We start from the raw sequence: 17,972 nt of genomic DNA, 5'->3' as shown, positions 1-17,972 counted from the left end.
CACGCCCTGGTTGGCGGCCAGCGGGGCGCCGAACGCGGTGCGGCTCCGGGCGTGGGCGACGGCCTGGTCGAGGCAGTACTCCGCCAGCCCCAGCGACTGCGCGGCGAAGCCGGCGCGCCCGGCGTTGAGGAAGCGCATCGCGGCGTGGAAGCCGCGACCCACCTCGCCGACGACGTGGTCGGCCGGCACCCGGGCCCCTTCGAACCACAGCTCGCTGGGGTGGGAGTCGGCGATGGTCCACTGCGTCTTGCCGACGCGGAACTGGTCGCGAGGCACGACGAACGCCGTGATGCCGCCGTCGGCCCGCTTGTCGGGGTCCGTCACCGCGAACACCACGGCGAAGTCGGCGCGGTCGCCGTTGGTGATGTAGTGCTTCATGCCGTCGATGACCCACTCGTCCCCGTCGCGCCGGGCCCGCGTCCGGATCGCCTGCGCGTCGCTCCCCGCCTCCGGCTCGGTCAGCGCGAAGCACATGGTCTGCTCGGCCCGAACGACCGGGTCGACGTACGTCGCCCACAGGTTCCGCGGCAGCTGGAGCAGCAGCGGGCTGGGCCCGGACGGGTTGGGCACGCCGAGGGTGACCAGGGCGAGTCGCAGGCCAGAGCGGGCGGCGTCCTCGACCAGCAGGGCCGTGCCGAGCGTGGAGACGCCCCACCCGCCGACCTCCTCGGGCAGGTAGCAGGCGTAGAAGCCCTCCGCGGCCGACCGGCGGCGGACCCCCATGGCCGCGTCGTAGAGCAGCTCGCGGTCCGGTGCGGGCGCGTCGAGCTCGGCGCGCAGCCGCTGCTCGACCGGGCGGACCTCGCGGTCCAGGAACGCGGCGTAGGACGAGCGCAACGCAGCCAGCTCGTCGGGGACGGCGAAGTCCACTCAGGCCTCCTCGGGGGCCGCGCCGGCCGCCGGGGTCACCCCGGGGTCTGGCGGCCGTGGGGCCATCCTGATGGACACGTGCACGTCGCGGGCACCCTCGGGCCGGTCGGCCGGGTCGCTGCGGGCCGAGACGAAGTACGGGCCGAGGACCCCGAGCAGCGCCTGCGAGACGTCCGCGAGCTCCTCCACCGTGGCGACGATCGTGCTGTTGGACAACAGGGCCGCCTCGCGCCACTCCGGCTCGGCCGCGGCCCGGTCGACGAAGTCGAGCACCCGCCGGTCCGAGCTGGCCATCATCACCCGGGTCAGCGTGGAGTCGATGGCCTGCATCTCGCGCGGGTCGGCGTCGGCCGGCGGGTCGGCGAACCAGCCCGGGGTCGCGGCCCGCCAGACCCGCTCGCGGCCGTCGCTGCGCGCGTCGTCGGAGGTGTCCTCCTCGACGAACCCGTGCCGGGCCAGCAGCCGTAGGTGGTAGCTGCACGCGCTGGGCGACAAGCCGGCCACCTCGGCGCACTCGGTCGCGGTGGCCGGGCCCCGGGTCTGCAGCCGCTCCAGGATCGCGTAACGCCCGGTGTGGGCCAGGGCGCGCAGCGCCTGCGGGTCCGAGACCGGCCGGCCGTACCCCTCGGCCCCGGACCGCCGCCGGGGAGTCTGGTCGCTCATGACCCGAGCATATCTGAAAAGACCCCTTCACAAATTAGATGTGAAGCATTACCTTCACATCTATGACCACCACCGCACCTGCCCGCCTGCCGGACCCGACCGCCGCGCCCGTCTCACGGTCCCCGCTGCGCTCCCGGGACTTCCGACTGCTGTTCGCCTCCTACGGCATCTCCTCCCTCGGCAGCGAGGTGACGGTGCTCGCCCTGCCGCTGGCCGCCGCCGTGCTGCTGGGGGCCAGCCCCTGGCAGATGGGCCTGCTGGTCGCGGCGGGCACTGCGCCGTACATGGGCTTCTCGCTGGTCATCGGCGCCTGGGTGGACCGCCTGCGCCGGCGCCGGCCGCTGATGGTCAGCGCCGACCTGGTCGCGGCCGCCGCGCTGGTCACCGTCCCGGTGGCCTGGTGGGCCGACGCCCTCACGGTGACCCACCTGGTGCTCGTCGAGCTGCTGGTCGGTGCCGCGCGGGTGACCTTCCGGCCGACGTTCTCCACGCACCTGCCGGACGTGGTGCCGGACGAGCACGTCACCGAGGCGAGCTCGCGGCTGCGCGCCGCGGATGCGAGCGCGGCCCTGGCGGGGCCGGGACTCGGTGGCACGCTGGTGCAGGTGCTCTCCGCGCCGGTCGCGGTGCTCGCCGATGCGGCGTCGTTCCTCGCCTCCGCCGTGCTGGTGGGCAAGGTCCGCTCGCCGGAGCGGGTCGGACACGTCGCCCCCGCCCGCCGCCGGCTCCTCACCGAGATCGGCGAGGGGATGGGCCACCTGCTGCGCGACGGCAAGCTGCGCGCTGTCGCGTTCACCGCGGCGTCGGTCAACTTCTTCGGGCTGATGATCTTCGCGCTGCTCGTGGTCTACCTGACCCGCGAGCACGACTTCACCCCGCTGATGATCGCCGCGGTCACGGTCGCGGGCGGGCTCGGGTCGCTGGCCGGCGCCCTGGTCGCGCCCCGGGTGTCGGCCCGGGTGGGCCGTGGCCGGACCATCCTGCTGGCGTCGGCGATCTTCTCGGTCGGGATGCTCGCGTTCCCGCTGGCCGACGGTCCGCGCTGGCTGGTGCTCGCGATCCTGGCGGCCAACGAGGTCGTCGTCGGCGTCGGGATCATGCTCTTCGACGTGACCATCGGGGCCTTGGTCATCACCGATACGCCGCGCGAGCTGCTCGGCCGGGTCAACACGTCGCTGGCGACAGTCACCCAGGGCGTCAAAGCGGTCGGTGCACTCGCCGGTGGTGCGATGGCTACCGCGATCGGCATCCGGCCAGCGCTCTGGGTGGCCGCCCTCGGCGCCACCACCACCGTGCTCTGGGTGTGGTTCTCCCCCCTCCGCCACGAGGGCCCGGCTACCGTCGGGACCGAGGGCGGCGCCGCCGACTGACCCTCCGGGGGAGCGACGGGGAGATCACATGCACGGGGGTACGCCGCGGGCGGCCGTCCCGGTCGCGCTGGCCGCCCTCGGGGTCCTCGCCCTGCTGGTCGTCCCGGCCCGGACGACCGGCTCGCCGGTCGCGCCGGCCGTGCCCGTCGCCCCGGTGGTGAGGGGGGCGGCCGTCGGGGCGACGGCCGGCTGGGCGACGGCCGTCGAGGCCTCGGCCGAGGTCCGGCTGCGGCGGGCCCGGACGCTCGCGCTGCAACGGCTGGCCCGCACCGAGGCGGCGCTGCCCGCCGGCCGCTTCCCGACCGTGGCCGCCGACGGGCGGTGGCGCACCGAGGGTCCGTGGGCCGGCTGGCTGGCCGGCTTCCACCCTGGCGAGCTCTGGACGGCGTACGAGCTGACCGGTCGCCCGGCCTGGGCCCGCCTCGCCGTCCGCCGCCAGCGCGCCCTCGCCCCGCGCGCCGCCGACACCGCGGCCCACGACCTTGGCTTCCTGCTGCAGACCGGTTTCGGTCGTGGCGTCCGGCTGCGCGGCCGCACCGCCGACGCGGCCGTCCTCGACCGGGCGGCGGCCTCCCTGGCCGCCCGTTGGGTGCCGGCCGCGTACGCGCTGCGCAGCTGGGACGGCCCGCCCGGCGAGGTGACCGTGATCGTCGACAGCATGGTCAACCTCGAGCTGCTGCTCGCCGCCGCCGACCGCGCGTCCGACCCCGCGGCCGCGAGCTGGCGGGCGACCGCGCTGGCCCACGCCGCCACGGTCGCCCGACTCCTGGTCCGCCCCGACGGCAGCACGGTGCACGTCGCCCGGCTCGACGAGCGCACCGGCGAGGTGCGCTGGGCCGGCACCGTGCAGGGCCTGCGCGACTCGTCGACCTGGGCGCGCGGCCAGTCCTGGGCGGTGCACGGCTTCACCACCGTGTGGCGCGAGGGCCACGACCCGGCGATGCTCGCCGCCGCGCGCGCCACGGCCGGCTGGGCGCTGGCGCTCCTGCCCGCCGACGGTGTGCCGGCGTGGGACTCGGCCGCGACGTCGCCGCGGGACGCCTCGGCCGCTGCCGTCCTCTCCTCCGGGCTGCTCGAGCTGGCCCGGCTCGACCCGGACCCCGGGCTGCGGGCGGCCTGGACCCGGGCCGGCCGGCGCATCCTGAGCGCCCTGACCGGACCGGCGTACCTCGCGACCGGCCGCGCCACCCCGGCGCTGCTCCGCCACGTGCGGCACAGCCCCGAGCACCCGGACGCCGGCACGTCCTACGCCGACCTCTACCTGCTCGAGGCGGTGCAGCGCGACCAGCTCCTAGGGTCACCGCGCCCGGTGCTCCGAGTCGCCGGCCGCCGCGACCCGGGGCCGGCGACCCGGGTGCTCGACCTCGGCCGGACCCGCGCCGTCTCCGGCGTCTCTGTGCGCTGGGCCGACGCAGTGACCGACCCCGGCGACGCGGTGCCGGCCGTCCGGTTCCGGGTCGACACGTCGGTCGCCGGCCGCCGCTGGGTGCGGGGCCGGTCGGCGGTCAGCAGCGGCGGCTGGAGCGGCTTCGAGACGTACGACGTCAGGGACCGCCCGGCCCGCCTCGTGCGGCTGACGGTGCTCGGCAGCGGGGTGACGACGGCCGTCGTCGACGCGGTGCGGGTGCGGGGTCAGTCGACGTAGCGCTCGCGCGGCGCGGTCAGCCAGGTCGTGAAGCCGACCAGCACCAGCAGCGCGCCGAGCACCATCGTCGCCGCGACGAGCGCGGTCTGCACCGGCTCCTCCGAGCGGTCGCGCAGCAGGTCGTGCACCGGGTCGTTGGCCAGCATGTAGGCGACCGAGAGGCCGCCGAGCACGGCGAGCAGGAACGCGCCGAGCCGGCCGGCCGCCCCGTCCATGCTGGCCAGCACCGTCAGCACGGCGCCGGCCGCGACGGCTGCCAGAGGGGCCGCGAGCCCGGTGCCCCAGCCGTAGAGCCAGTCCTCGCCGACCATGTCGTCGGCGCCCGGCGAGTCGAGGAAGGACAGGTCGTAGGGAACGGTCTGGTCGACGGCCAGCCAGGCCGCGCCGAGAGTGACGCCCACCCAGGCCACGCCGAGGAGCACCAGGAGCTTGCGCACCCGGCCAGCCTGCCAGCCCGGGCGTCGGCGACGCCGCAGGCGCACCGCGTGGCGTCAGGGCCCCGGGCACTGCTGCCGGCCCAAGGGCCAGACTGCCTCTCCATGGGCGAGGTGCGCGGGCTCACCCTCGACGAGGCGCGGGGGCGGTGGGTGCTGCTCGCCACCGTGCTGGGCTCCGGGATGGCCTTCCTCGACTCCACGGTCGTCAACGTCGCGCTGCCGCGGATCGGCGAGGACCTCGACGCCGGGATCGCCGGGCTGCAGTGGACGGTGAACGCCTACACGCTGACCCTCGCGGCGCTGATCCTGCTCGGCGGCTCGCTGGGCGACCGGTTCGGCCGGCGACGGGTCTTCGTCCTCGGAGTCGTGTGGTTCGCCGTCGCCTCGCTGGGCTGCGCGCTGGCGACCGACGTCGTGACGCTGTCGGTGGCCCGCGCCGTCCAGGGTGCCGGCGGCGCCCTGCTGACGCCAGGCAGCCTGGCGATCCTGCAGTCGTCGTTCCGCCTCGAGGACCGGGCGCGGGCGATCGGCGCCTGGTCCGGGCTGGCCGGGACCGCCGGCGCGGCCGGCCCCTTCGTCGGCGGCTGGCTGGTGGAGCACGCCGGCTGGCGCTGGGTCTTCCTGCTCAACCTGCCGCTCGCGGTCGTCGTTGTCCTGGTGACCCTGCGCCACGTGCCTGAGAGCCGCGACCCGGCGGCGGCCAGGTCGCTCGACCTGCCTGGAGCGGCGCTCGGCGCGGCCGGGCTCGGCCTGCTGACCTTCGGCCTGATCGCCTGGCAGGAGCAGGGACCCGGCTCGCCGGCGGTCGTCGGCGGGCTGCTGCTCGGGGTGGCCGGCATGGGTCTCTTCGGCTGGCGGGAGCACGCCGCGCGGGAGCCGATGCTGCCGCTCGACATCTTCGCCTCGCCGCTGTTCCGCTCCACCAACGCCGTGACGTTCCTGGTCTACGGCGCCCTCGGCGGCGTCTTCCTGTTCCTCGTGCTGGCCCTGCAGGTGGTGGCGGGGTTCTCGCCCATCGCCGCGGGGGCGGCGCTGCTGCCGGTGACGCTGCTGATGCTTGCCCTGTCGGCCAGGGTCGGGGCGCTCTCGACCCGGATCGGGCCTCGGCTGCCGATGACGGTCGGCCCGGCGCTGGCCGGGGTGGCGGTGCTGATCATGGCGTCGTTCGACGAGGACGTGTCGTACGTCGCGCAGGTGCTCCCCACGGCGTCGCTCTTCGGCCTCGGCCTTGCGTTGACGGTGGCCCCGCTGACCGCCACGGTGCTCGCGGCGGCGCCGGACCGGCACGCCGGCCTGGCGAGCGGGGTCAACAACGCGGTGGCCCGGGTGGCCGGGCTGCTCGCGGTGGCGAGCCTGCCGCTGGTGGCCGGGCTGGACGGCGAGGCCTACGCTGATCCGGTGCTGCTGCTGCCCGCCTACCGGACCGCGATGACGGTCTGCGCCGGGCTGCTGCTGGCCGGCGCCGCCCTCGCCGCGGCCACCGTGCGGACCCCGTCGGCACCGTCTCCGGCAGCAGGGCGCGGACCGACCGAGCCGGTGGCGGGCCACCACCATCACCACTGCGCCGTCGGCGCACCCGCGATGGAGACCTGCCCGCACCACGGCCCGGTCGACCCGGTCGATCCGGTGCCCGGTGCACCGACCATCCGGTAGCCAGGGTCAGGCGGTCTCGGCCACCCAGTCCCGCAGGTGATCGAGCGCCTCGCGCTCGATCTGGCGGACCCGCTCCCGGGAGACGCCGAGGCGGGCGGCGATCTGCTCGTAGGTCTGCTTCGGGCCGGGGACCATCCCGTAGCGGCACCGGATCACCTCGGCCTCGCGGTCGGTGAGCCGGTCGACCAGATCGATGACCGCGCCGCGGGTGGCCCGGTCGACGACGAGGTCCTCAGGCCCGGGGTCGGCCGCGTCGACCAGGTCGCCGAGGGTCGTCCCCCCGTCCTCGCCCACCAGGGCGTCGAGGCTGGCCGGGGTGCGGGAGATCGCGTCGAGGTCGGCGATGGCCTCCACCGTGATGCCGAGCTCCTCGGCCACCTCGGCGTCGGTGGCGTCGCGGCCCAGCGAGGCCCCGAGGTCACGCCGGGTGCGGGAGAGCCGGCTGAGCTTCTCCACCTGGTGCACCGGGAGCCGCACGGTGCGGCTCTGCTCGGCGATCGCCCGGCCGATGGCCTGCCGGATCCACCAGGTGGCGTAGGTGGAGAACTTGTAGCCGCGCGCGTAGTCGAACTTCTCGACCGCGCGGACCAGGCCGACGTTGCCCTCCTGGATCAGGTCGAGCAGCGGCATGGAGGCCCGGCTGTATCGGCGGGCCAGCGAGACGACCAGGCGCAGGTTGGCCCGGATGAAGGCGCGCTTGGCCAGCTCGCCGTCCTCGGCGAGCCGGTCGAGCTCGGCGCTGCTGGCCACCTTGCGGGCGGCCTGCAGCTTCACCGCCCGGCGCCCGCCTAGCGTGTCGAGCCCGTCGCGCAGGTGCCGCGCGTACAGCCCGGCCTCGATGCGCTGGGCCAGGTCGACCTCGGACGCCGCGTCGAGCAGCGGCGAGCGGCCGATCTCGTCGAGGTAGAGCCGGACCAGGTCGGGGGTGCCGACCTCGTCCTCGACGACCTCGGTGTCGAGCGTAGCTGTGTCGAGCGTAGCTGTGTCGAGCGTGGTGGTGTCGAGCGTGGTGGTGTCGAGCGTGTCGGCGGCGCTGTCGCTCGTGCTGCGCAGGGGGGTGGGTCGGGAGTCGTCGGTGGAGGAGCGGGACAGAGGCAGCTGGGTCAATGCGGTCCCTTCGTGCTGGTGACACCTGTCCGAACGATCGGGAGCGCCGGAAGATTTCCGGCGGTCCAGCCCGGTGCGCGGCGAGCATGGCGGCGCGGCTCCCGGTCGACCATCTCGACGCGGTCGTGACCTTGATCGAGCCGTCGACCGGCACGCCCGAGGCGGCCTGGCAGGAGTGGGCCGTGCCGGGCAGGTGGTCCCGGCTGCAGCCGGCGGACCTGTGCGACCGTCCGGTCGTCGTCCTCGCCGCGCACCCGGACGACCAGGTGCTCGGCCTCGGGGGGCTGGTCAGCCTGCTGGCCGCGCTCGGAGCCAGGCTGCGGTTCGTCTGGGCGACCGACCGCGAGGCTGGGGCTGCCGGACGGCGGGCTCGCCGAGGCCGCCGGCGACCTGGTCCGCCGGGTGCGGTGCGTCGTGCACCCGGCGACCTGGTGCTGGCGCCACGGCGACGGCCACCCCGACCACGAGGCGGCGGGCGCGGCCGTCCGGCCGGTGAGCCGTCACGTCCTCGAGTACCCGGTCTGGGCCCGGCACTGGGCCCGGCCCGGTGACGCCCGGGTGCCGTGGGAGCGGGCGGTGCGGGTGGACCTCGACGGCTCGACCCGCAGCGCGAAGGCGGACGCGGTGGCCTGCTTCCGCAGCCAGGTGGCACCGGTCAGCCCGCGGTCCGAGGACGGCCCGGTGCTCCCGCCCGAGGATCTCGCGCCCTTCGCCCGGGACCACGAGGTGCTGCTCCGGTGAGCGTGAGCCGCGACCGGGCCTGACCGGCGTCGACGCCCGAGCGGCGTCAGTGCGCCGGCAGCCAGGGCTCCGGGTCGACGAGGGAAGCGTTGACGTAGAGCTCGAAGTGCAGGTGGCAGCCGGTGGAGTAGCCGGTCGAGCCGACCGTCCCGATGACCTGGCCGGTGCCTACCTTGGCCCCGACGGTCGTGCCCAGCCGGGTCTGGTGGTTGTAGGTCGTCGTGAGGAGGACCCCGTCGACCGCGCCGTGCGAGACGACGGTCCGCCAGCCGTAGGCGCTGTTCCAGCCGGCCGCGACGACGACGCCGTCCCGGGCGGCCCGGATCGGGGTGCCGCAGGCCGCGCTCAGGTCGGTGCCGGTGTGCAGCTTGTAGACGCCGGTGATGGGGTGCACCCGCATGCCGAACGGCGAGGAGATCCGGCCCCGGACCGGCCAGGACAGGGTGCCCGCCCGGGCCGGGACCGTCGAGCCGTCGCGGCCGCCGCCGGGGCCGGCCTCGGCGCGTGCGCGGGCTGCAAGCTCGGCGGACAGCTCGCTGGACACGCTGTCGCGGCGGGCGTGCGCCGCGTCCTCCTCGGCCTGCGCGGCCTTCGCGGCGGCGAGCGCGGCTTCGCGCGCGGCGACCAGCCGGCCCACCTGGTCCTCGGCGGCGCGGGCCCGGGCCTCGAGCTCGGTGACGGCGGCCAGCTCGCGCTGGGCGCGGGCGTCGGCGGCGGCCAGCTGGTCGCGCACCGCCTCGAGGTCCTCGGTCTGCGAGCCGAAGCTCTCCTGGACGTCGACCAGGTCGTCGAGCATGCTCCGTTGGCTGTTGACGATCGTCTGCAGGCTGACCAGCCGCTCGGCGAAGTCGGCAGGGGAGCGCGCCTCGAGCAGCATCGACATGTCGCCCATCGACCCGCCGCCCTGGTAGGCCGCCCGCGCGAGCCGGCCGATCTCGGCGCGCTGCTCGGCGACGTGGGCCGCGGACTCCTCGGCGGTCTGCGAGCTGAGCATGAGGCGCACCTGTGCGGTGCCCCGTGCCCGAGCCGCGGCGTCGGCCCGGCGCCTGGCCTGGGCGAGCAGCTGCCGGGCGTGATCAGCCGTCGCCTGGGCCCCCGGGAGGGCGGAATCGGCCAGCCGCAGGTCGGCGGCCGCTCGGACCATGGCCTCGCTGGACTCCGCGAGCTCGTCGCGCACCTCGTCCATGACCCGGTCGATGTCGGCCTGCGACGGTTCGCCGCCGCTGGTCCGGCCGCTGCCGCTGGTCTGGTCGCCGGGACCCGGCTGGTCGGCTGCGTGGCCGACCGATGCCGGTACCAGGCCGAGCACCAGCGCCGTCGCGGCGAACGCCGCGGCAGTCGCCGGCCGCCTGCGTCGCGCCGTCCGGCGCCCGGCCTCGCGGCGCGGGCGGAGCAGGCGCGACATGGGCGTCCTTCAACGGTCGGGGAGCCCCCGCGGCGGAGGGCCGTCCCCTTGTGCGTCGGCGCCTGCCGGGCCCGACTTGACCGGAAGCGACGTCAGGACGCGGCGCCGGCGAGCTCGCCGATCGTGGGGACGAGCGACCGGAGGTGCTGCTCCAGCGTCGCGGCGACCACGTCGCCAGCGAACCGGGCTCGGACCCGGTCGACCGCGGACAGCCCGAAGCTCTCGTGGCGCATCCGGTCGGGCAGCAGGGACCTGATCGCCGGCGCCATGCCGCCGGGGCCGACCAGCAGCCCGGTCACGTCATCGGCCACCGCGTCGGCGAGCACGCCGACGTCGGCAGCGACGACCGGCACGCCGCAGGCCATGGCGGACAGCGTCGTGGTGACCTCGGCCTCGGTGTCGTCCGCCACCACGAGCAGGTCCAAGGACCTCAGCAGCCGCGGGGTCGTCTCGTCCCACTGGTCCGGCGTGGGGACTGCGACGGCGTCGCAGGACGGCATCGAGCGCAGCCCGGTCAGCAGCCCGGTGCGGACCGACCCGTCCGACGGGGTCGCCACGCCCACCCGGTGGGTGCCTCCACGCGTGGGGTCGGACGACGCATCCGGCGGGCTGTCGGCGCTGCCGTCGGCGCGCGACTGACCGTCGCCGCCGGGCTCGTCATCGGTGAACCGCGTCGTGTCCACCGCCTCGGGAAGGACCCGCAGCCGTGCCCGCGGTACGCCGCGGCCGACCAGCCGGTCCAGCTCGCCGACGCTCGGGACCAGCACGAGGTCGGAGCTGCGCACCAGCGCGGTCTCCATCCGGTCCTGGTCGGTGCCCGGGCGGCGGCCGGGCCGGGCCAGCCGGAGAGCGACGGGGACCTCGAGGTCGCGGGCCGCGAGGTGCGCCGCGACGCCAGCCTCCCAGCCGTCGGCCAGGACGACGTCGGGGCGGCCGGAGTCGCCGGCGTGGGGGAGGTCCTCGCTGTGCGCAACGACGCGCCGGGCAGCGGTGGCGGCCTCGGCCGCCGCCTCGACCGGGACGACCGGCGAGACGTCGTGACCCCGGGCGGCCAGGGAGGTCGCCGTCAGCTCGGCGACGTGACGTGACGAGGGTGGGTGCAGCAGGACGATGCGCATGGGTTCTCGCTCAGTGGTTCGCGTGCCAGGACGGCACCAGGGCAACCGGCGCCGGGTTGCTGCAGCGCGCGTGTCGGCACCCGCCTCATGCTCCGAATCGGTCGGCGGCAAACGTCGTGCCGGTCAGGTCAGGACGTCGACTGGCGCCGTTGCAGCTCATGGATGAGGTCCCGCCGGCTCATCGAGGACCGCCCCTCGATGCCGGCCCGCTTGGCGAGCTCGTAGAGCTCCGCCCGGGACACGTCCAGCCGCCGGGGCGGGGGCTCGTCGGCGCCCTCCTCCTGCAGGGCGCGGTCCCGCGACCGGGCGTAGGCCCCACCCAGCTCGCGCATCTGCTTGCGCGGCAGCGCGTCGGTCATCGGTGCCAGGACCCTGCCGGCGAGGGTGTCGGCGTGGCGGCCGAGCAGCGCGGTCAGCTCGCCCCGGAGGGCGGTGGTGGCAGGACCGTCGTCGGGTGCGTCGGAGAGCCGGTGCAGCGCGTCGTCGATGGCGGCGTCCTGCGACCGCAGCTCCGACAGCGCATCGGCTGCGCCGGCCCCCGTGCTGCGGACGACCTCGTCGGTGAGCGAGTCCTCCTCGGCGGCGCGGTGCGCCCGGACGAGATGGACCAGCTCCTCGCGCCACCGCTGCTGGCTCGGGCCGGGTGAGCAGGCACGCCGCACGAGACGGAGCATCCGCTCGTGGTCGGTCGCGGTGAGGCGCGCGATGCTGCTCGGCATGGAGGTCCGGTACCCATGAGTGCGCGGGTCAAGCCCGCCGCGCGCCTGTCGCGACGGGCCTGATGCCCTCAGCGCCGCCCGCGCTCCCGGGTGGTCAGCGGGACGACGTACCAGATGACGCCGAACCAGATGACGAGCGCCGCGGAGATGACGAACGGCCACGTCCCGCCGAGCGCGACGTCGAGGATCAGCAGCACCGCACCGTTGATGGCGAGCAGCAGCATGACCAGCCCGCCGCGGGCCATCGCGTCCGCGCCGGCCACCAGCCGCGGCTTGAGCCCGCGCCGGAACACGATGCGGTGGAAGGGCACCGGCCCGATCAGCAGGGCCGCGGCGACGGCGCTCGCGATCAGCGTGCCGACGTACAACCCCAGCTGGAAGTCGGTGATCTGCACGAAGCGCTGGGTGAACGCCAGGGTCAGCAGGAAGGCGAAGAGAAACTGCACGCCGGTCTGCGCGACCCGCAGCTCCTGGAGCAGCTCGGCGTAGCGACGGTCGGCCTTCTCGTCCTCGGTCTCGTCGCGTTGGTCGTGGTCGCGTTGGTCGTGGTCGCGTCCGTAGTGGTCGCGGTCCTCGGCACCGCCGGCCATGTGCCCTCCTCGCCTCAGGGTGGGCGGGAGGCTACAGCGCCTCCTCCGCCTGCTCCTGACAGGTGTGCCCCGGCTCCACGCCGTCCACGCCGTCCACGCACCTTCGCGCGGCCTCGGGGTCGGGGACCACGCCGAGGACCCGGGTGAGCTGGGTGAGGGCCAGCACCCGCACCACCGCACGGCCGGTCGCCACGACGTGCACCGTGCCGTCGAGCCGGTCGGCACGCTCCTTGGCGCGGACCAGGGCGTTCACCCCGGACGAGTCCATGAACTCCACCCCGGTCGCGTCGACCACCAGGTGGGCGCAGCGGTTCAGCGACGCCATCAGCTCGTCGCGGACGGCAGGGGCGGTCTGCAGGTCGACCTCGGACGGGAGCCGTACGACACCGAGGTCGGAGCCGACGTGGGGGGTCGTAGGGGGATCGGCGGCATGCTGGGCGGTCACGGGAGTGCTCCTACGAGCGATGCGGAGTCACACCGGCCTGCTGCAGTGCGGTGCCATGACAGTAGGTCGGCTCGCCGAAACGGGCAACCCAGGACGCGGCGGCCGCTGTGGGATCCAGCAGGAGCCGCGGGCAGAACGGCAGCGGCGTGGCGGCACCTCCGCGCCGTAAGGTCTGCGCCGTGCCGCCCGAGCCCGCCGCGCTGCGCCTGCGCCCACCCCGCGTCCACGACGAGGCGACGGTGCGCGCCGCGCACCAGGCGCTGCTCGCCGACGACTTCTCCTTCGCGCTCGACCTCGACGACGGCGTCACGTTCGCCCACTGGGTCGAGACCCTGGACCGGCACCACCGGGGTGAGCACGTGCGCCCCGACCGGGTGCCGGCGTCGTTCCTGCTCGCCGAGGTCGACGGCGAGGTGGTCGGCCGGACGTCGGTCCGCTTCCGGCTCAACGACTGGCTGCGCCTCGAGGGCGGGCACGTCGGCTACGGCGTGCTGCCCCAGCACCGCCGCCGCGGCTACGCGACCGAGATCCTGCGGCAGAGCCTCGTCGTCGCCCGGGCGCACGGCGTCGACCGGGTGCTGGTGACCTGCGACGACGACAACGCCGGGTCGGTCGCCGTCATCGAGGCGAACGGTGGCGCCCTCGACCCGGAGCTGCCGCTGGCCGGCGACCCGCCGACGCGTCGCTACTGGATCGACTGACGCGTCAGCCGGGGTCGCCGGCCTCCGCCGGCAGGTGCCGGCGCGACTGCACGACGCGGAACCGGCTGGCGACGTACGCCGCGTCGGTCAGTGCAGAGTTCGCGGCCGGGTTGGCCCCGGTCGCGTGGAAGTCGCTGAACGCCGCCGACTGGTTGACGTAGACCGTCTCGGTGAGGTTCTCCGAGAGCGCGACCCCGGCGTCCAGGGCCGCCTGTTCGGCCGCCTCGAGCACCTTGTCGTCCGTGGAGTAGACGGCTGCCGTGATGGCCCCGTGTTCCCGTACCGAGTCGCGCAGGATGCGCAGCGATTCCTGCGTGCTGTCGGTGGTGACGAGGAAGGACACCGGCCCGAAGCACTCCTGCAGGTAGGTGTCGCGGTCGGCCTCGTCGACCTGCACGACCGTCGGCGTGCGCACCGTGGCGTCGGGGAAGTCCGGGTTGGCGACCGCGCGTGACGCGAGCACCACGGTCCCGAGGGACGGTGCCTGCTCGATCCGGTCGCGCACGCCGTCGTTGACCACCGCGCCGAGCAGTGCACCGGCCCGGGCGTCGTCGCCGAGCAGCTCGTCGACCGCGGCTGCGAGGTCGGCGCCGAGCTGCGCGACCGTGCGAGGCTCCCCGTCGGCGGTGATGCCGTCGCGGGGCACCAGCAGGTTCTGCGGCGTCGTGCACATCTGACCGCTGTAGAGCGACAGCGAGAACGCAAGGTTGGCGAGCATCCCGCGGTAGTCGTCCGTCGAGTCGAGCACGACCGCGTTGACACCGGCCTTCTCGGTGAAGACCACCGCCTGGTGCGCGTTCTGCTCCAGCCAGGTGCCGAAGGCGGTCGACCCGGTGTAGTCGACCAGGCGGACCTCCGGGCGTACGGCCAATGTCTTGGCCAGGCCCTCGCCGTCGCGCTCGGCGGCGAGCGTCAGCAGGTCGGGGGAGAATCCCGCCTCGGCGAGCACGTCGCGCACGACGGCCACGGTGATCGCGAGCGGCAGGACGGCGCGGGGGTGCGGCTTGACCACGACGGCGTTGCCCGTCACCAGGCTGGCGAACAGCCCCGGGTAGGAGTTCCAGGTCGGGAAGGTGTTGCAGCCGATGACCAGCGCGACCCCGCGCGGCACCACCGTGAAGCGCTTCGCCATCCGCTGCGGGGGGCGCTTGCCCTGAGGCTTCTCCCAGACCGACTCGGCGGCGTGCCGGGTCATCTCGGCGTAGGAGTAGGCGACCGCTTCGAGCGCCCGGTCCTGGGCGTGGGGACCGCCGGCCTGGAAGGCCATCGCGTAGCCCTGGCCCGAGGTGTGCATGACCGCCTGCGCCATCTCGTGGCTGCGCGCGTTGATCCGCGCCAGCGCCTCGAGCACCACGCCGGTGCGCCCGTCGGGGCCGGCGTCACGCCAGGCCGGCATCGCCGACTGCGCCGCGTCGAGGAGCGCGTCGACGTCGGTGTGCGGGTAGGTGACGCCGAGGTCGGGCCCGTAAGGGGAGCGTTCGCCGGGCACCTCCCCGTCGGTGCCGGCCTGGGTCAGCGGGAAGGCTGCGCCGTGGTAGCCGTCGAAGGCGGCCTTGCCGTCCTTGGCCGACTGGCTGTCGGGTACGCCGCCGGGCTCCGGCGAGCCGTAGGCCTTGAGGTTCTCGGGGTAGGCCGACCAGTAGGTGCGCTCCCGGATCGCGGTGAGCGCCCGCTGGAGGGTGTCCTGGTGACGGGTGAAGAGGTCAGCGGGGTTCGCCATGCCGCGACCCTAGTCTTGCCGGCATGAGCCCCGACACGACCACCGAGCCGGTCGACGGCGCCGACGTCGTCGTCCTCGACGGGGGCCTCGCGACCGAGCTGGAGCAGCGCGGGCACGACCTGTCCGACGACCTGTGGTCGGCGCGGCTGCTACGCGACGACCCGGACGAGGTCCGCGCGACGCACCTCGCGTTCTTCCGTGCGGGAGCCCGGGTGGCGACGACCGCGAGCTACCAGGCCAGCGTCGCGGGCTTCGTCGCCCACGGCGTGCCCGCGGACGAGGCCGCGGCACTGATCAGGTCGAGCGTCACGCTGGCCCGCGAGGCCGCGCTCACCGCCGAGCATGAGGACGGCCTTCGTCGCGAGGTCGCTGCGTCGGTCGGCCCCTACGGGGCGGTGCTCGCCGACGGGTCGGAGTACACCGGCGACTACGGGGTCTCCGACCGGGCGCTGCGGGACTTCCACGCCCCCCGGCTCGAGCTGCTGGTCGAGGCGGGTGCCGACCTGCTCGCGGTCGAGACGGTGCCCTCGGAGCAGGAGGCGACGGTCCTGCTCGGCCTGCTGGCGGAGCTCCCGGCCGGCACCCGGGCCTGGCTGTCGCTCACGTGCGCCGACGGCCGCACCACCCGTCGCGGCGAGGACGCCGCCTCCGTGTTCCGGCTGGCTGCCGACGTCGACGTGCTGGTCGGGGTCGGGGTCAACTGCACGTCGCCGGAGCACGTCGAGGAGCTGGTGGCGGCGGCTGCCGCAGGCAGCGGCCGGCCGGGAGTGGCCTACCCCAACAGCGGCGAGGCGTGGGACGGCCAGGCCCGCCGCTGGGAGGGCGGACCGGCCGGCGCGGCTGTCGACCCGGCCGCCGCGCGGCGGTGGGTGGCGCTCGGCGCCCGGTACGTGGGCGGCTGCTGCCGGGTGGGCAGCGGAGACATCGCCGCCCTGTCCCAAGGGCTCGGCGGCCTCGGCGGGGGCGGCGGGCTCGTAGCTGACGACCGCCGGGCAGGCGCTGGCCGGCCCACCGGGCGCCGGTGGCCACGGCGGGGCGAGGAGAGCGCCGACACCAACACGGCGTTCAGCAGGACTCGCGGGTAGCCCAGGTCGCCGACGTCGAGGAACGGGTAGGAGTTCCACCCGCCGAGGTCTGCAGGTCAGCCAGGGTGACATGGAAGACGTTGGCCAGGGCGAGCTGCCGGCCGGCGAGCGCCCGCCGCACGCCGGTCTCGACCGTCGCCGTCACGTGTTGGCCAGCCGGCGGGCCGCCACCGACTCGGTGCGTCCGCGCAGCTCCTCGTCGCCGGTCAGGGCGGCCAGGAAGTCCTCACGCTTGATCGTCTGCAGCACGCTGTCCTCGGTCGCGACCACGCTCGCGGTGCGCGGCAAGTCGCGCAACAGGGCGATCTCGCCGAAGTGGTCGCCGGCCTCCATGTGGGTGAGCAGCCGGCCGTCGTGCGTCGCGTCGAGCGCGCCGCTCTCGATGACGTAGAACAGGTCGCCGACGTCGCCCTCGCGGACCACGACGTCGCCGGCCGTCACCCGGCGCTGCTCCAGCTTGGCGGCCAGCGCCTCGACCAGCGGTCTGCGCAGCGGCTGGAACAGCGGCACGCCGTAGAGCAGCGCGACACCGGCGGGCTCCCGGACGGTGGCGTCCAGGCGGCGCAGCCGAGGCATGGAGGCCAGCGCGATGACGGCGATCGGCACGGCGAGGACCACCAGCCCCCAGCGCAGCCCGATCCAGGCGATGAAGAGGGGCATCAGCAGGGACCCCAGCGCCATCGTGGCGATCAGGGCGCTCTCCAGGGCGCCGAACACCCGGCCCAGGACCGCGTCCGGCACCAGGCGCTGCAGGATCGTGTTGGCGTTGACGTCGACGACCGGGTTGGCAGCGCCGATGACCGCCATGGCCAGGAAGGCGGCGGCCGCGACCGGCCAGACGGCGATCAGCAGGAGCGGGACCGCCCAGAAGAACACGCCCCAGCCGAAGTCGCTCGCCAGCCGGCGCCGGCTGGCCAGCGCGACGGTCAGCAGCCCGCCCAGGAGGGCGCCGACGCCGAGGGTCGAGTCCAGGTAGCCCAGACCGGCCGGACCGAGGTCGGTCAGGTCGAGGGCGATCGCGACGCCGAACACCAGCGAGGCGCCGGCCACGACGGTCTGCGCGCAGTAGATGAAGGTGACCAGCCGGAGGTCCGGGTCTCGCCAGATCACGCCGAAGCCGGCGAGCGCGGTCCGGACGAAGCCGTCCGCGTGCTCCTCCTCAGGTTCCTGGTCCTGCTCCGGTGCCCGCACGGGTGGGACGGCCGTGGCGGGGCGCGGGTGCACCCCGGCGACGAGGACCGCCGACCAGACGAAGGTGGCGGCGTTTAGCGCGAAGACGGTCGCCACGTCGGCCACTCCGAGCAGGATGCCGCCCAGGGCCGGGCCGACGAAGAAGGCGAGGCTCTCGATGGTGCTCGCGACGCCGTTCGCCGCCGTCAGCTCGTCGGGCTCCTCGACCAGCGAGGGGGTGAGCGCCAGCTGCGCCGGGCGGAACGCGGTCCCGGCCAGGCCGGCCACCACGGCGAGCCCGAAGACGGCGAGATCGGGTCCGTCCCACTCCACGAGGGCGGCCGCCACCGTCACGATCACGGCACGGAACAGGTCGCAGCCCACCATGAGGGTGCGCCGGGGGAAGCGGTCGGCCAAGGCGGACGTGAACGGCGCGCCTACGGCCGAGACGCTGAGCTTCACGGTGCCGAAGACCCCCACAGCGGTGGCCCCGCCGACGCCGTACGCCCACACCGCGACTGCGGTGGCGTAGG

General features: G+C 75.2%; 18 protein-coding genes and 1 pseudogene. 7 read left to right on the top strand and 12 right to left on the bottom strand.

Features of this window, described 5'->3' with window-relative positions; genetic code table 11:
* Both VK640_13530 and VK640_13525 read right to left on the bottom strand, forming a co-directional pair.
* Positions 1 to 870 (bottom strand): acyl-CoA dehydrogenase family protein (locus VK640_13530; GenBank protein HTE74203.1); only part of this gene is annotated, 870 nt, incomplete at its 3' end.
* A complete protein-coding gene (locus VK640_13525; protein ID HTE74202.1) occupies positions 871 to 1,533 on the bottom strand; it encodes a winged helix-turn-helix domain-containing protein in 663 nt (220 codons plus the stop codon).
* A 62-nt stretch (positions 1,534 to 1,595) separates the two neighbouring features.
* Between VK640_13525 and VK640_13520 the strand changes: the two genes are divergently transcribed.
* On the top strand, positions 1,596 to 2,903 hold the full coding sequence (locus tag VK640_13520; protein HTE74201.1) for an MFS transporter: 1,308 nt from the start codon (positions 1,596 to 1,598) through the stop codon (positions 2,901 to 2,903).
* Positions 2,904 to 2,931: 28 nt separating this feature from the next.
* On the top strand, positions 2,932 to 4,548 hold the full coding sequence (locus tag VK640_13515) for a glucuronylhydrolase (GenBank protein HTE74200.1): 1,617 nt from the start codon (positions 2,932 to 2,934) through the stop codon (positions 4,546 to 4,548).
* Here the strand turns inward: VK640_13515 and VK640_13510 are convergent.
* Entirely contained in the window at positions 4,536 to 4,985 is a 450-nt protein-coding gene (locus VK640_13510; GenBank protein ID HTE74199.1) for a hypothetical protein, read from the bottom strand. The two genes, VK640_13515 and VK640_13510, sit on opposite strands and share 13 nt — an antisense overlap.
* Before the next feature lie 102 nt (positions 4,986 to 5,087).
* Here VK640_13510 and VK640_13505 point away from each other — a divergent pair, with 102 nt between their 5' ends.
* The gene (locus VK640_13505; GenBank protein HTE74198.1) at positions 5,088 to 6,638 is read left to right on the top strand and encodes an MFS transporter; all 1,551 of its coding nucleotides are present in this window, start codon (positions 5,088 to 5,090) and stop codon (positions 6,636 to 6,638) included.
* A 6-nt stretch (positions 6,639 to 6,644) separates the two neighbouring features.
* Here the strand turns inward: VK640_13505 and VK640_13500 are convergent, their stop codons facing one another.
* Positions 6,645 to 7,556, bottom strand: coding sequence for a sigma-70 family RNA polymerase sigma factor (locus VK640_13500; protein ID HTE74197.1), 912 nt, complete (start codon positions 7,554 to 7,556; stop codon positions 6,645 to 6,647).
* Positions 7,557 to 7,744: 188 nt separating this feature from the next.
* On the opposite strand from VK640_13500, the pseudogene VK640_13495 reads away from it, so the two are divergent.
* A pseudogene (locus VK640_13495) lies at positions 7,745 to 8,053 on the top strand (hypothetical protein).
* Positions 8,054 to 8,159: 106 nt separating this feature from the next.
* Positions 8,160 to 8,486 carry a hypothetical protein gene (locus VK640_13490; protein ID HTE74196.1) on the top strand — a complete coding sequence of 109 codons (327 nt, stop codon included), beginning with the start codon at positions 8,160 to 8,162 and terminating at the stop codon, positions 8,484 to 8,486.
* A 46-nt stretch (positions 8,487 to 8,532) separates the two neighbouring features.
* On the opposite strand, the gene VK640_13485 is transcribed toward VK640_13490, so the two are convergent.
* The 5 genes from VK640_13485 to VK640_13465 all read right to left on the bottom strand — a co-directional run bounded on the left by VK640_13485 (position 8,533) and on the right by VK640_13465 (position 12,763).
* A complete protein-coding gene (locus tag VK640_13485) occupies positions 8,533 to 9,891 on the bottom strand; it encodes a peptidoglycan DD-metalloendopeptidase family protein (GenBank protein HTE74195.1) in 1,359 nt (452 codons plus the stop codon).
* Positions 9,892 to 9,983: 92 nt separating this feature from the next.
* On the bottom strand, positions 9,984 to 11,009 hold the full coding sequence (locus VK640_13480; protein ID HTE74194.1) for a glycosyltransferase: 1,026 nt from the start codon (positions 11,007 to 11,009) through the stop codon (positions 9,984 to 9,986).
* A gap of 128 nt (positions 11,010 to 11,137) precedes the next feature.
* The gene (locus VK640_13475; GenBank protein ID HTE74193.1) at positions 11,138 to 11,728 is read right to left on the bottom strand and encodes a hemerythrin domain-containing protein; all 591 of its coding nucleotides are present in this window, start codon (positions 11,726 to 11,728) and stop codon (positions 11,138 to 11,140) included.
* Positions 11,729 to 11,796: 68 nt separating this feature from the next.
* Positions 11,797 to 12,318: a DUF6328 family protein gene (locus tag VK640_13470; GenBank protein HTE74192.1), complete on the bottom strand. Its 522-nt coding sequence runs from the start codon at positions 12,316 to 12,318 to the stop codon at positions 11,797 to 11,799.
* 31 nt (positions 12,319 to 12,349) lie between these two features.
* Positions 12,350 to 12,763, bottom strand: coding sequence for an STAS domain-containing protein (locus VK640_13465; protein HTE74191.1), 414 nt, complete (start codon positions 12,761 to 12,763; stop codon positions 12,350 to 12,352).
* A 179-nt stretch (positions 12,764 to 12,942) separates the two neighbouring features.
* Between VK640_13465 and VK640_13460 the strand changes: the two genes are divergently transcribed.
* On the top strand, positions 12,943 to 13,464 hold the full coding sequence (locus VK640_13460) for a GNAT family N-acetyltransferase (protein ID HTE74190.1): 522 nt from the start codon (positions 12,943 to 12,945) through the stop codon (positions 13,462 to 13,464).
* A 4-nt stretch (positions 13,465 to 13,468) separates the two neighbouring features.
* On the opposite strand, the gene paaN is transcribed toward VK640_13460, so the two are convergent.
* Positions 13,469 to 15,184 (bottom strand): phenylacetic acid degradation protein PaaN, encoded by a 1,716-nt coding sequence (gene paaN / locus VK640_13455; GenBank protein HTE74189.1) that lies wholly within the window; start codon positions 15,182 to 15,184, stop codon positions 13,469 to 13,471.
* 23 nt (positions 15,185 to 15,207) lie between these two features.
* Between paaN and mmuM the strand changes: the two genes are divergently transcribed.
* A complete protein-coding gene (gene mmuM, locus VK640_13450) occupies positions 15,208 to 16,269 on the top strand; it encodes a homocysteine S-methyltransferase (protein HTE74188.1) in 1,062 nt (353 codons plus the stop codon).
* On the opposite strand, the gene VK640_13445 is transcribed toward mmuM, so the two are convergent.
* Both VK640_13445 and VK640_13440 read right to left on the bottom strand, forming a co-directional pair.
* The gene (locus VK640_13445) at positions 16,250 to 16,414 is read right to left on the bottom strand and encodes a hypothetical protein (protein ID HTE74187.1); all 165 of its coding nucleotides are present in this window, start codon (positions 16,412 to 16,414) and stop codon (positions 16,250 to 16,252) included. The two genes, mmuM and VK640_13445, sit on opposite strands and share 20 nt — an antisense overlap.
* Positions 16,411 to 17,972: MFS transporter (locus tag VK640_13440; GenBank protein HTE74186.1), on the bottom strand; the 1,562-nt coding region annotated here is incomplete at its 5' end. The genes VK640_13440 and VK640_13445, both read right to left, overlap by 4 nt.

The sequence above is a fragment of the Actinomycetes bacterium genome (assembly GCA_035489715.1).
GTDB lineage: Bacteria > Actinomycetota > Actinomycetes > JACCUZ01 > JACCUZ01 > DATHAP01.
Note: the sequence above shows the minus strand (reverse complement) of the source record. Positions and strands in the feature narration are given on the sequence as shown.

Bases quoted from the DNA above. Each gene is read 5' to 3' on its own strand.
- paaN (HTE74189.1), bottom strand. From the start codon at position 15,184: ATGGCGAACCCCGCTGACCTCTTCACCCGTCACCAGGACACCCTCCAG.
- VK640_13470 (HTE74192.1), bottom strand. From the start codon at position 12,318: ATGGCCGGCGGTGCCGAGGACCGCGACCACTACGGACGCGACCACGAC.
- VK640_13515 (HTE74200.1), top strand. From the start codon at position 2,932: ATGCACGGGGGTACGCCGCGGGCGGCCGTCCCGGTCGCGCTGGCCGCC.
- VK640_13520 (HTE74201.1), top strand. From the start codon at position 1,596: ATGACCACCACCGCACCTGCCCGCCTGCCGGACCCGACCGCCGCGCCC.
- VK640_13485 (HTE74195.1), bottom strand. From the start codon at position 9,891: ATGTCGCGCCTGCTCCGCCCGCGCCGCGAGGCCGGGCGCCGGACGGCG.
- VK640_13525 (HTE74202.1), bottom strand. From the start codon at position 1,533: ATGAGCGACCAGACTCCCCGGCGGCGGTCCGGGGCCGAGGGGTACGGC.
- mmuM (HTE74188.1), top strand. From the start codon at position 15,208: ATGAGCCCCGACACGACCACCGAGCCGGTCGACGGCGCCGACGTCGTC.
- VK640_13480 (HTE74194.1), bottom strand. From the start codon at position 11,009: ATGCGCATCGTCCTGCTGCACCCACCCTCGTCACGTCACGTCGCCGAG.
- VK640_13475 (HTE74193.1), bottom strand. From the start codon at position 11,728: ATGCCGAGCAGCATCGCGCGCCTCACCGCGACCGACCACGAGCGGATG.
- VK640_13505 (HTE74198.1), top strand. From the start codon at position 5,088: ATGGGCGAGGTGCGCGGGCTCACCCTCGACGAGGCGCGGGGGCGGTGG.